10 protein-coding genes are annotated in these 12,402 nt (G+C 59.6%); 5 read left to right on the top strand and 5 right to left on the bottom strand.

What is annotated here, in order from left to right; genetic code table 11:
* Positions 1–5 precede the first annotated feature (5 nt).
* Genes CHU94_RS08825 through cysS form a run of 3 tightly spaced genes read right to left on the bottom strand, consistent with a single transcriptional unit; the run spans position 6 to position 3,036 of the window.
* Positions 6–983 carry an acetyl-CoA carboxylase carboxyltransferase subunit alpha gene (locus CHU94_RS08825; protein ID WP_094478821.1) on the bottom strand — a complete coding sequence of 326 codons (978 nt, stop codon included), beginning with the start codon at positions 981–983 and terminating at the stop codon, positions 6–8.
* Between the two features lie 14 nt (positions 984–997).
* Entirely contained in the window at positions 998–1,660 is a 663-nt protein-coding gene (locus tag CHU94_RS08820; protein ID WP_094478819.1) for a DNA-3-methyladenine glycosylase, read from the bottom strand.
* Positions 1,660–3,036 carry a cysteine--tRNA ligase gene (cysS, locus tag CHU94_RS08815; protein WP_094478817.1) on the bottom strand — a complete coding sequence of 459 codons (1,377 nt, stop codon included), beginning with the start codon at positions 3,034–3,036 and terminating at the stop codon, positions 1,660–1,662. The genes CHU94_RS08820 and cysS overlap by 1 nt, the downstream gene beginning before the upstream one ends.
* A gap of 212 nt (positions 3,037–3,248) precedes the next feature.
* On the opposite strand from cysS, the gene CHU94_RS08810 reads away from it, so the two are divergent.
* The 5 genes from CHU94_RS08810 to CHU94_RS08790 are packed head-to-tail and all read left to right on the top strand — an operon-like array spanning position 3,249 to position 7,648.
* Positions 3,249–4,325: a tetratricopeptide repeat protein gene (locus tag CHU94_RS08810; protein ID WP_255033889.1), complete on the top strand. Its 1,077-nt coding sequence runs from the start codon at positions 3,249–3,251 to the stop codon at positions 4,323–4,325.
* 28 nt (positions 4,326–4,353) lie between these two features.
* A complete protein-coding gene (locus CHU94_RS08805; protein ID WP_094478813.1) occupies positions 4,354–5,637 on the top strand; it encodes a murein L,D-transpeptidase family protein in 1,284 nt (427 codons plus the stop codon).
* Entirely contained in the window at positions 5,637–6,317 is a 681-nt protein-coding gene (locus CHU94_RS08800; RefSeq protein WP_094478811.1) for a peptidylprolyl isomerase, read from the top strand. Before CHU94_RS08805 ends, CHU94_RS08800 begins: the two co-directional genes overlap by 1 nt.
* A 3-nt stretch (positions 6,318–6,320) precedes the next feature.
* Entirely contained in the window at positions 6,321–6,827 is a 507-nt protein-coding gene (locus CHU94_RS08795; RefSeq protein WP_094478809.1) for a peptidylprolyl isomerase, read from the top strand.
* 17 nt (positions 6,828–6,844) lie between these two features.
* Positions 6,845–7,648, top strand: a complete 804-nt coding sequence (locus CHU94_RS08790) for a UDP-2,3-diacylglucosamine diphosphatase (protein ID WP_094478807.1) — start codon at positions 6,845–6,847, stop codon at positions 7,646–7,648.
* Here CHU94_RS08790 and CHU94_RS08785 read toward each other — a convergent pair.
* Together CHU94_RS08785 and CHU94_RS08780 are read right to left on the bottom strand one after the other, a co-directional pair.
* Positions 7,623–9,245, bottom strand: coding sequence for an HD family phosphohydrolase (locus CHU94_RS08785; protein WP_094478805.1), 1,623 nt, complete (start codon positions 9,243–9,245; stop codon positions 7,623–7,625). The genes CHU94_RS08790 and CHU94_RS08785 overlap by 26 nt on opposite strands.
* Positions 9,246–9,334: 89 nt before the next feature.
* On the bottom strand, positions 9,335–12,064 hold the full coding sequence (locus CHU94_RS08780; RefSeq protein WP_255033888.1) for a DUF349 domain-containing protein: 2,730 nt from the start codon (positions 12,062–12,064) through the stop codon (positions 9,335–9,337).
* Positions 12,065–12,402: the final 338 nt, after the last annotated feature.

The raw sequence follows: 12,402 nt of genomic DNA, 5'->3' as shown, positions 1-12,402 counted from the left end.
CCGGCTTACTTGCCGGTGGCCTTGGTGTCGGTAAAGCGGCCGTAGCTTTGCAGGCGCTCGTAGCGGCGGTCCAGCAGCTCCTTGACCTTGAGATCGCTGATCTGGCGGTAAGCGTCCGCTAGAGCACGCTTGAGGAAAGCCGCCGCCTGCTTGGTGTCGCGGTGTGCACCACCCACAGGTTCGTTGACGATCTTGTCAACCAAGCCTAGGGCTTTTAACCGGTGTGCAGTGATGCCCAGTGCGTCGGCCGCATCCTGCGCCTTGTCAGAGGTCTTCCAGAGGATGGAAGCACAGCCCTCGGGGCTGATCACCGAGTACACGGCATACTGCAGCATGATGACCTGGTCGGCCACAGAAATGGCCAGCGCGCCGCCAGAACCACCTTCACCAATGATGGTGGTGATGATAGGCACTTCGAGCTGGGCCATCTCGAAAATGTTGCGGCCGATGGCCTCGGATTGACCGCGTTCTTCGGCATCAATGCCTGGGTACGCTCCAGGCGTATCGACAAAAGTGAATACCGGCAGCTTGAACTTCTCGGCCAGCTTCATAAGGCGCAAGGCCTTGCGGTAGCCTTCGGGCTTGCTCATGCCAAAGTTGCGCAGGCCACGTTCCTTGGTGTCCCGGCCCTTTTGCTGGCCGATGACCATGCAGGGGGTGCCATTAAAGCGGGCAAGGCCGCCCACGATGGACAGGTCGTCAGCGAAGTGACGGTCACCGTGCAGTTCCACGAAGTGGGTGAAGATTTCGTTCACGTAGTCCAGCGTGTATGGACGCTCTGCGTGGCGCGCAATCTTGGTGATTTGCCAAGGGGTTAAATCACTGTAAATGTCTTTGGTGAGCTGCTGGCTCTTCTTGCTCAGTTGGTCGATTTCGGCGGAAATATCCACCGCCGACTCGTTTTGCACATAGCGCAGTTCTTCGATCTTGCCTTCGAGCTCGGCAATAGGCTGCTCAAAGTCGAGAAATGTCTTTTTAGCCAACGCTGTTTCTCCTTCTAGTACGCGACCGGTAGCGGGTCGAGAGACCGCCAAATATACCAAGTTGCCACACTGCAGTACGGCGCCCAGGCTGCTGCCACCTCACGCGCATCACTGCGGCTGACCACATCACCTGAAAAATAGTTCTGGCTGATGCCCTGGATCAACCCATCATCGTCCAACGGCAGCACATTGGGTCGCATCAGGTGGAAGATCAAAAACATCTCGGCCGTCCAGCGGCCGATGCCACGGATCGCGACCAACTCCGCGATGATTTCCTCATCGCCCATGCCGTCCCAGTCCTTGACGTGCAAAGCACCGTTGTCAAAGTGCAGCGCCAAGTCCACCAAGTATTCCACCTTGCGGGCACTCAGGCCGGCAGCCCGCATATCGTCCACTTTGAGCTTGAGCACATTGGCTGGTGTCAACTTGCGCGGCAACAGCACAAAACGATCCCAGACAGTTTGAGCAGACTTCACCGAGATTTGCTGGCCCACAATGCTGCGCGCCAGAGTCACAAAAGCATCACCCCGGGTTTGCAGACAGGCATCCCCGAACTGGGGAATCAGGCGTTTCATCACCCGGTCTTTCTTGACCAAGTGCTTGCAAGCCTCTTCCCAAAAGTGGGGGGTGGCCGTGACCGTCGCCTGTGGATCAGCTTTCTTCACAGAGGTAGCCATTACTGCATGGCTTCCCAGGTAGTGCCGGTTGCAGAGTCCTTGAGCACAATACCCTGCGCCAGCAAGTCCTTGCGGATACTGTCGGCCAGTGCAAAGTCCTTGGCGCCCTTGGCAGCAGCACGCTGGGCAATGCGGGACTGTATCGAAGCCTCGTCCAAGGTAGCGCCGGCTTGCAAGAATGTCTTGGGGTCCCCTTGCAGCAACCCCAGGCAGCCAGCCAAGGCTTTGAGCAGCCCCGCGAGAGCAGGCGATTTGCTTCGGTTCACCTCGGAGGCCAGATCAAACAACACGGCCACCGCTTCCGGGGTGCCGAAGTCTTCGTCCATAGCCGCCTTGAAGCGTTCGGCGTAGGGGTTGGTCCAGTCCACGACAACATCTGCCACAGCCACTTGGTCCAACGCTGTGTACAAGCGCTTGAGGGATTGACGCGCGTCGTCCAAGTGGGTGTCGCTGTAATTCAACGCACTGCGGTAGTGGGCACGCACAATGAAGAAACGCACGGTTTCGGCGTCGTACTGTTGCAGCACATCGCGGATGGTGAAGAAGTTGCCGAGCGACTTACTCATCTTCTCGTTGTCCACGCGTACAAACCCGTTGTGCACCCAGAAGTGCGCCAGCGGCTTGCCCGTGGCGCCTTCGCTCTGGGCAATCTCGTTTTCGTGATGGGGGAACTGCAAGTCGGCCCCACCACCATGGATATCAAAGGTCTCGCCCAACGTGGAGCAACTCATGGCTGAACACTCAATATGCCAACCTGGGCGCCCTGCGCCAAATGCACTGTCCCACTTGGCATCCGCTGGCTCTTCAGGTTTGGCGGACTTCCACAGCACAAAATCCAGCGGATCTTCCTTGCCATCGAGCACGGCCACACGCTCCCCGGCGCGCAGCTCATCCAGCGACTTGCCCGAAAGCTTCCCGTAGCCTGCAAACTTGCGTACCGAATAGTTCACATCCCCGTTGCTGGCGCGGTAGGCCAGCCCTTTGCCTTCGAGCTGCCCGATCAGCGAGAGCATCTGTGGCACGTACTCCGTGGCGCGCGGCTCAAGCGACGGAGGCTCAATCCCCAACGCACCAATGTCGGTGTGCATGGCGGCAATCATTTCGTCCGTGAGTTGGCGAATGGTGATGCCGCGCTCCAGCGCACGCTTGATGATCTTGTCGTCGATGTCCGTGATGTTGCGCACATACGTCACGCGTAAACCGCTGGCCCTGAGCCAGCGCTGCACCACGTCAAACGCCATCATCATGCGCGCGTGTCCGATATGACACAGGTCATAAATGGTCATGCCGCACACATACATGCGTACGTGCCCGGGCTCAGCCGGTGAAAAGGGTTGCAACGAACGCGACAGCGTGTTGTAAATGCGCAAACTCATGGGTATCTCGAAACCAACTCACAAATGCAGCGAGCCCATGACAACCGAAGACTCGGTGACAGGGCTCGCTTGGTGTCCAATCCGGGGTTCGCCAAGGGTTCGCAGGCGACCCCCTCAGCTACAATGCAACGCAGTATAAGCCCCCTGAAGAGGGGTCCTCCGACGCGCAAGATTTCAAAGGCACTATGAAGCACGCCCCCTCATTTGTAAGCATGTCACTGCGTTTGGTGGCACTTGCGGCCACCCTCGTCGTTTCCACCGCCTACGCGGATGACTACTCCGACGTATCCCAGCTCGCGCGCAACGGCAAATTCAATGAGGCGCTTGCCAAGGCGGACCAATACCTGGCCGGCAAACCGCGTGACCCCCAAATGCGCTTTCTCAAAGGGGTGGTCCAGCGCGACTCCGGCAAGACCACAGAAGCTATCGCCACCTTCACCCGCCTGACGGAAGACTACCCAGAGCTTCCAGAGCCCTACAACAACTTGGCCGTGCTGTACGCGGGCCAAAGCCAATTCGACAAAGCACGCACTGCGCTCGAAATGGCTATCCGTACCAACCCCAGCTACACCACCGCACATGAAAACCTTGGTGATGTCTATGCCAAGCTGGCCAGCCAGGCCTATGGCAAGGCGCTGCAACTCGACGCATCCAATACGGCGGTAGCGCCCAAGCTGGCCTTGATCCGTGAACTGTTCAACCCGGCGCTTGCGAAGGGGCAGCGTCCCTCCAGCACGCCTGCCGTCACTGCGCCACCGCAAGTGGTGGCTGCGGCTACGCCACCTACCAAAGCCCCCCCTACACTGGCGCCACCGGCTGTCAAGCCTGCACCAAGCTTGCCTGCGGCTACCACCAGCACGGCAACTGCCCCCGTGGCGACAGCACCAACGGCAAGTCCTGCTCCGGCACCCGCCGCGCCCGAGCCAACGCAGCCCCCCGCCCCAAGCGCCAATGCCAATAAGGACGCGGAAGCGGCGGTACGCGCGTGGGCACGGGCCTGGGCAGCCAAGGACGTCAAAGGTTACCTGGCCGCCTATGGCAAAGAGTTCGACCCTCCCGGCAACACCAGCCGCAGTGCATGGGAAGCCGAGCGGCGCCAGCGTATCGGCGGCAAATCCAAAATTACCGTCAAACTCGACAACCTGACTGTGAGTGTCAACGGCGACAAAGCGGTGGCCAAGTTCCGCCAAGACTACAAAGCAGACGCGCTGGCCGTTTCCAGCCGCAAAACGCTGGACTTGATGAAGTCTGGCGATCGCTGGCTTATTGTTCGTGAGTCGGTGAACTAATCAGCATCTGCGGTCTCTATTTCTGCCAATGACCCGCCTTCGCGAGCCTGTGCGCCCCTCCCGTTTTCTGCAACGCTGTTTAAGCTTCCCGTTGCACCTCTTGGTGCTATGGGCGATGGCCGCGCCGCTGACAGGCTTGGCCAATAAACGGCTGGACAAATCCAACCTCCAACGCACCAGCGCAACCCCAAGCACGCTGGATGCACAGGGAGTTGCGGAAGCGCGCCTGATCGACATCTACAGCCTGATAGGCAAGGGCCAGAGCCGCGAGGCCTTGCACAAAGCAGAAAAACTGGCGCAAGAATTACCGCATTTTCAGCTTGCACAGCTGGTCTACGGTGACCTATTGGCCGCCCGCACCCGCCCCGTAGCCAAGTTGGGCGATGTCCCCGACACCATGGCCAAGGCAGCGCCTGCAGTGTTGAACGAATTGCGCGAGGAGTCACTGCGACGCGTACGCGCGCTGCGAGAGCGCCCACCTGCGGGCATGGTGCCTGCACAGTTCCTGCAACTCTCCCAACGTACCCGTCACGCGATTGCGGTAGACGCGTCACGTTCGCGCTTGTACCTGTTTGCCAACACGCCTGCCGGACTGAATTTGGTGGCGGACTACTATATTTCGGTGGGCAAAGCGGGCACCTCCAAAGATGTGGAGGGCGACCAACGTACTCCCTTGGGCGTGTACTACATCACCAGCAATCTGGACCCCAAAAGCCTGAAAGACTTTTACGGCTCCGGCGCCCTACCCATCAACTACCCCAATGTGCTGGACGCCAAGCGTGGCAAAACGGGCAGTGGCATCTGGCTTCACGGTACGCCGCCCAACCAGTTCTCGCGCCCGCCACAGGCCACGGATGGCTGCGTGGTGCTGGCGAACCCGGATTTGGAGCACATCATCCGCACAGTCGAAGTGCGTGCTACGCCCGTGCTGATTGCGCCGCAACTACGTTGGGTCAGCCCCAGCGCATCTCGCGCAGAGGCCAAGCCTTTTGAAGATGCTCTTTTGGCTTGGCGCAATGCGAAAACAGCTGGCGACGTGAACCAAGTCCTGTCGTTCTACACGGCCGACTTCAACAGCAACGGGAAAAATCTGGCGCAGTGGACCCCCACCCTCCGGTCCGAGATGCAAAAAACGCAGGGACGCACCATCCAGCTAAAGGATGTTTCCTACCTGCGCTGGACCGACAGCGCAGACACCATGGTGGCCACCTTTGGCGAAGTGGCGGAAGGCGTACGCACAGGCATGACCAAGCGGCAGTACTGGATACGCCAGGACAACCAATGGAAAATTTTCTACGAAGGAATTTTGTAATGCGACCCTGGATGGCAAAGCCATTGCGCGCCCTGTTATTGGCCTGCACACTGGCTTCCTTGAGTTGGAATGCGGCAGCACAAAATCCGCAAGTCAAGTTTCAAACCAGCGCAGGAGACTTCACCGTAGAACTCTACGCCGACAAGGCGCCCAAGACGGTGGAAAACTTCCTGCAATACGTAAAAGACAAACACTACAACGGCACAATTTTTCATCGCGTCATTGCCAACTTCATGGTCCAAGGCGGTGGTTATGACACCAAGTATGTGGAAAAGCCGACGCGCGCGCCGGTGCCACACGAAGGCCGTGAAGCACTCTCGCGTGGTGGCCCGCGCAATGTTACGGGTACCCTGGCCATGGCACGCACCAATGACCCGCAATCCGCCAGCGCACAGTTTTTCATCAATGTGCAGGACAATGCGTTTTTGGACCCGGTGCTGATTCCGCCCGGGGACCCTGTCCCCCGGTTTGAATACCAGGGTCAGGTCTACAAGGACACGCCGCGTGCGGCACTACTGAACTCACCACAGCTGTTTGGCTACACCGTATTCGGCAAGGTCATCAGCGGTCTGGACGTGATCACCAAGATCAAGTCCACCCCCACCGGCGCTGGCGGCCCTTTCCGCAGCGACGTTCCGCAAACTCCCATCATCATCAACTCCGCCACAGTGGCGAAATAAACCATGAGCAATCCCCAAGTCGAACTGCATATCACCGGCTACGGCGTCATCACGTTGGAACTGGACGCTGAAAAAGCCCCCAAGTCCACCGCCAACTTCTTGGCCTATGTGAACAAGGGCCACTACAACGGCACCATCTTCCACCGCGTAATCCCAGGTTTCATGGTGCAAGGTGGCGGCATGGAGCCCGGCATGGCCCAGAAATCCACAGATGCTCCCATTGAGAATGAAGCCAACAACGGTTTGAAAAACAATGTCTACACAGTGGCCATGGCACGCACCGGTGACCCGCACTCTGCCACCGCACAGTTTTTCATCAACGTAGCAGACAACGGCTTTCTGAACCACACTGCCCCCTCCACCCAAGGCTGGGGCTATGCCGTGTTTGGCAAAGTGGTGTCGGGTACCGAGGTCGTCGACAAAATCAAGGCGGTGAAGACAGGCCGCAAAGGATTCCACGACGATGTGCCCAAGGAAGACGTCGTGATCGAAAAAGCAGTCGCGCTCTAAGCACTGGATGCCAGGGGATGGAACTGCACGCGCCACCCCACTGGCACCACATCGACTTCATTTCTGACCTGCACCTGCAGGCCAGTGAACCGCAAACCTTCGAGGTGTGGCGCCAGTACCTGGGCCAGACTGCGGCGGATGCGGTTTTTATTTTAGGTGATCTTTTCGAAGTCTGGGTGGGCGACGACGTATTGGCTGACGCCTCCAGCTTCGAAGCCCAATGCAGCCATGTCCTGCGTCAAACCTCACAACGCCTGCCGGTCTACCTCATGCACGGCAACCGCGACTTTCTGATGGGCCAAGCTCTCATGCAAGCTTGCGGAAGCACCTTGATTCCTGACCCCACCGTTCTGCAGATCGGCTCCGACCGCTGGCTGCTGAGCCATGGCGACGCGCTGTGTCTGGACGATACCGAATACCAAAACTTCCGCACCCAGGTGCGTAGCGTTGCATGGCAAGGCAACTTTCTTGGACAACCCTTGGCGCAGCGCCAAGAGGTCGCGCGAGGCCTGCGCACCCAAAGCGAGGCGAAAAAACAGCGTGGAACCGAATATGCCGACGTCGATACACCAGCCGCCTTGGAGTGCCTGAACGCCTGGAACGCGCTCCACCTGCTACACGGACATACACACAAACCCGGCTTCCATGCGCTGGATGCCACACACGACCGCACCGTGCTCAGCGATTGGGATGTGGTCGCGACACCTCCCCGCGCGGAAGTGCTGCGCCTCTGCAGGTCACCCGTGTCAGGGGCCCCCGTTCAGGTCCAGCGCTTGCTGCCAGGCAATGCTGCCATCAGTTCGCCCAAGCTTGTGGATTAACCTCATCAATCTGCCAAGGGTCCAGAAACTGTTGGGCATATCGCAGGTACACCTGCTCTTGAACAAAGATATCAAACAGATCGGGATCGATATGACCACCAACACGGAACTTGTGCATGATGCCCATGGCCTGTGAAAGCTTCATGCCCTGCTTGTAGGGGCGGTCCCGCGCAGTCAGCGCCTCGAAAATATCAGCAATCCCCATCACTCGGGCCTGCACCGACATCTGTTCACGCGTCAGGCCTTTGGGATAGCCCTTTCCATCCATGCGTTCGTGGTGGCCACCGGCATATTCCGGCACATTCTTCAGGTGCTTGGGCCAAGGCAGCTGCTCCAGCATCTTGATGGTCGCAACAATGTGGTAATTGATGATGTCCCGTTCGCCAGCCGTGAGGGTCCCCCCGCGTATGGTCAGGTTCTCGATCTCGTCGGCCGTCAAAAACTCGGACTCCACCCCATCCGTGTTACGCCACAACATGCCTGAGCCCAAACGGCGAACGCGCTCCACATCCGCGTCCGTCATGAACTCCCCCCCTTGATTGGCCTTGCGCAGGAAATCACGGTCTTCATCCAACGCCTCGATAGCACCGCGGGCAGCTGCCATGATCTCAGTTTCGCGTTGGGATTCCTTCGCCTCGCGCAGGGCAAGTTGCTCCCGCAAGGCCGCTATCTCCAGATCACGCTTGAGCACCTCAAAGCGGGTGTCAATCAGTTGCATGCGATCAAACAGGGTTTGCAGCTTGGTGGCCTTGTCCACGACATGCACGGGCGTGGTGACCTTGCCGCAGTCGTGCAACAGGCCGGCAATCTTGAGCTCATAGCGATCCCGGTCATCCATGCGAAAACCAGCCAGAGGACCGCTTTGCGTGGCATTCACCGCCTCGGCCAGCATCATGGTCAGTGCAGGCACACGTTGGCAATGCCCTCCCGTGTAGTGCGATTTTTCGTCAATGGCCAAGTTGATCAGGCTGATAAATGACTCAAACAGGGCCTCCAACTGCGTCATCAGATTGCGATTGGTGATGGCAATAGCGGCTTGGGAGGCCAGGGACTCGGCCAGACTCTGGTCCGCACTGGAAAAAGACCGAACCGCCCCAGTCTCGGGGTGTTTGGCGTTGATCAGCTGCAGCACACCGAGGACATCTCCTTCATGGTCTTTCATGGGAACCGCCAGGAAAGATTGCGAGCGGTAACCCGTGCGCTCGTCAAACTGACGGGTGCCCGAGAAATCGAAATTGGCCTCGGTATAGGCGTCCGCAATGTTGACGGTCTGGTTGTGCAGCACAGCGTATGCCGCCACCAGTGAATCGTTGGGCTTGCCCTCCACATCGTGCAGGGGCAAATTGGGAAAATTGATCGGATTGCCCGAGGTGCCGCCCATGGCAATATGCAGGGAGTCTGTGCGCAAAATCTCAAAGCGCAGGGCCTGCTGGTCATCGGTTACACGGTACAGCGTCCCACCGTCCGCGTGGGTGATGGTTTTGGCGGCCACCAAAATACTCTCCAGCAAGCGCGAGATATCACGCTCTTTGGAAAGCGCCGAACCAATCGCGTTGAGTTGCTCCAGCCTGCGCAGTAAATCGTCCACTGAGTCCACCGTTGTCCCCTTTGGTCAAAGCGCCCTAGTGCACGGGCCAGACCATTGTTTCACATCAGCAGACAACACGCCTGTCCGGCGCGCAGGGTTTATCGCTTGAGCAAGACCTTGAGCACCGTTTGCAAGCGGCGCGCATCGGCCGCATTGAACTCGCCCGCTAGCACCGCCGCGGCATCCTGGCCCCAAGTCTGGGCCGGGGCCGGGTCGTTGCGGCGGGTCAGCAACTGCAACTGCAGGCTGCGGCGGGCGTCCAGATGCTCGGCAGGCGTGGGGACTTCTGCCGCCATTTCCAGGCGAAGCAGCGATTGCACCGCTGTCGGCTTGGCAGCGCCCTCCACTGCCTTGGCCCACACAGGTCGGTTTTGGGCTGCGGCGCGGCTGCCCAGTTCTTGGGCAGATGGCAGCAGCGCTGCATCGCGCTTTTCCCAGGCCGCCAGCAACTGGGTCAAGGCCTCGCCATGCGCCTGGGCAGCTAGTTTCTTCAATGCAAGCTGGGCGTGCTCCAGCGCATCACGCTGGGCGCGGAAAGCGGCATCACCCAAACGAGGTGCCGCAGGTGCGTAGCTACGATCCCCACGATCGCTCCGATCATCGCGGCGCGGGCCGCGGTCGCCCCAGGGGGCAGCGCCACCGTCACGACCGCCGCGGCTGGCGCCAGCGTCCTTGCGGTCGCCAAATTTGCCACTACGACCACCGGGGGCGGCAGGCGTTTCTTTTTTCATGCCCGGGCGGTCGTCGCCACGCACGGCCACCACGGGCTTGGGGGCTGGCTTGGCTGCAGCAGGCGCCACGACGGTGTCTTGGGCAAGCGCCTCAGTTGGAGCTGCACCTTCGGCATCAGAATTTGCTATCGATCCCGTAGCTGCTTGCGCAGAATCCACGGGGGTTAGAGGCATATTTGATCCCTCAGCGGCAGCAGACTGGGCGGCCTGCTCTTGCGCACCGGCAGCCGTCACCTCGGCTCGCGCCAGGGCCTGGCCTTGCAAGGCCGCTTCCAAAGCAGCCATGGCGGCGCGAATGGCCTGAGCATCACCCGAGGCATTGGCAGCCTCAAGGGCTTTGGCCGCATCCAGCACCACGCGGTCCCGTGCACCCAACGCCGTCTCAGCCTTTTCACGCTCAGCAGTTTTGCGGTTGAAGGCATCGTCAATCGGCTTGCGGAAGGCGTCCCACAGCTTTTGCTCCTGGCGGCGGTCAATCGGCACGGCATGGGCCTGCGCCTGCCAACGCTGCTGCAGCGCCTTCACGGCATCAATGCGCAGCACCGGGGCAGCGCCTAGCACCTTGGCTTCTTCAATCATGGCGTGGCGAGCAGCAAGGCTTTGGGCCTGCAAAGCCTCCAAGGGCGCAGCGGCATTGGCAATGGCGGCTTTCCACAGAGGCTGCAGCTCGGCAAATACCTTTTCACCCACATGACCGCCCTCACGCCAGCGGTCGCCGAATTGGTGCAGGATGCGGTTGAAGCCCTTCCAGTCATCATCCAGCGCGGTGCGGTTGGCTTCTGCCCAGGCATTGACCTCGGCAATCAGCGCCAGGCGCTGGGCTTTGTGCTCGGCAGATTCCGCCTTCACCTTCTCCAACCAGCCCTCGACTACCTTGTAGGCTTCGTTGCAAGCCTCGTCAAAACGCTTCCACAAGGCGTGGTTGGGTACGCCGCCCTGGTCTGTCTGTTTCCACTGGTCACGCAGGTTACGCAGACTTTCCTGCATCTTGCGACCACCGATGGCCTGCCCTTCGGGGCGCTTGAGCAGACCTTCTGCCTTGGCGACCAACTCCTCACGGATCTGGTCTGCACGCCAGCGCTGCCAACCTTCGAGTTCACCCGCTGCCGCCAACGCGGCGTGAGCTTGGTTTTCCAGCTTGCCATCGATGACTTTGCCAAATTCCTTGAGTGCATTGCGCAGCGCATTGGCCGCGCCCGTGCTGGCCTTGCCGTGGCCTTCGGCCACTTCTTGCTCCACTGTCGTTAGAGCTGCACGCACCGCGGCAGTGGCCTGTGCGCGCACTTCGGGGTCAATTTTGGGTTTGGCTTGTTTCGCGGGAGCCTCAACAGGTACTCCACGGGCGGTGCGCAACTCATCTGCCCACACCGGCACGGGAGGCAAAGGCGCGCTGCCATCCGCCGCCGCTGCAACAGCGAGGTTCAGAGCCGCCTGGAAGGCGTCCCACACCACCAGCAATTGGCCGCGCGAGGCATCCAGCAACGGCGGAAACTTCAGGTCCACACTGACCCAGCTGGCATGCGCCACCAAGGCCGCAGCTTGGGTTTGCCAATGTTCCACGTCAGCCCGCAAGGCCTCCAACGCGGCTTGGGCGTCAGTCCAAGGCTTGGTCGACAGCACCTCAATACGCTGGGCCAGCAGCACAGCGGCCTCCCGCTGGACTTGCACTTGGTGCTGCAAGTCCTCAATGCCACGCACGCGCTCGGCCAAGAGGGCCTTGAGGGTGGTTAAAGGTTCTTTGCTCAACGGGGCACCCGCTTTTGCGGCGTCACGCTGCCACGCCAAAGCATCGGCAATGTTCAATTTGGCTGTGTCAATGAGCGCTTGGGCACGGGTAGCCCATTCGGCGGCCAGCAGCTCTTGCCCCTTGGCCCGTTTGGCTTCGTCTAAGCGCTCGCGCACCAATTTGGCAGCGCCCTTGTCCTTGACGCTGAGTTCACGGAACACCTCAGCCAGCAAATCGGCGCCAGGGTTGCCCTGCAGCCACTCCCGAATGCGGGAGGCCCGGTCGCCAGCGGTTGCGGCGGAGAATGCACCGCCGGTCAGGCTGTCCAGTTGGGCAATGTCGAAATGTTTGGCAGAGTGGGACGAGGTCACAGTGGATAGCAATCTGGGTTGGTGAACAAAAATACAGCCGGGTATTTTCGCCTTGAAATGCCTTACACCCTCCGTTTTTTATAGCGCCGTAGTGGCCAAAGCACCATTGCGACTAGGCCGCCCCCCAAATTTGTAAAAAAAAACTGCCAAAACCCCTATGGAATAAGCGCGAACAGCTCCTCTTTTTATAGCAAACTAAAGCACTGCATGGGCATCACCTTTTAAGCAAGACACCCTGCATCCTCCTAGGAAGACGCGGATACACCTATATATATAGACCCATCCGCTTGGAGGAGTGGATTTTTGGCCGTGGGCGTGGCCAAAAGAAAGCCCGACAG

This window comes from Rhodoferax sp. TH121 (assembly GCF_002251855.1).
Classification (GTDB): Bacteria; Pseudomonadota; Gammaproteobacteria; order Burkholderiales; family Burkholderiaceae_C; genus Allorhodoferax.
Note: the sequence above shows the minus strand (reverse complement) of the source record. Positions and strands in the feature narration are given on the sequence as shown.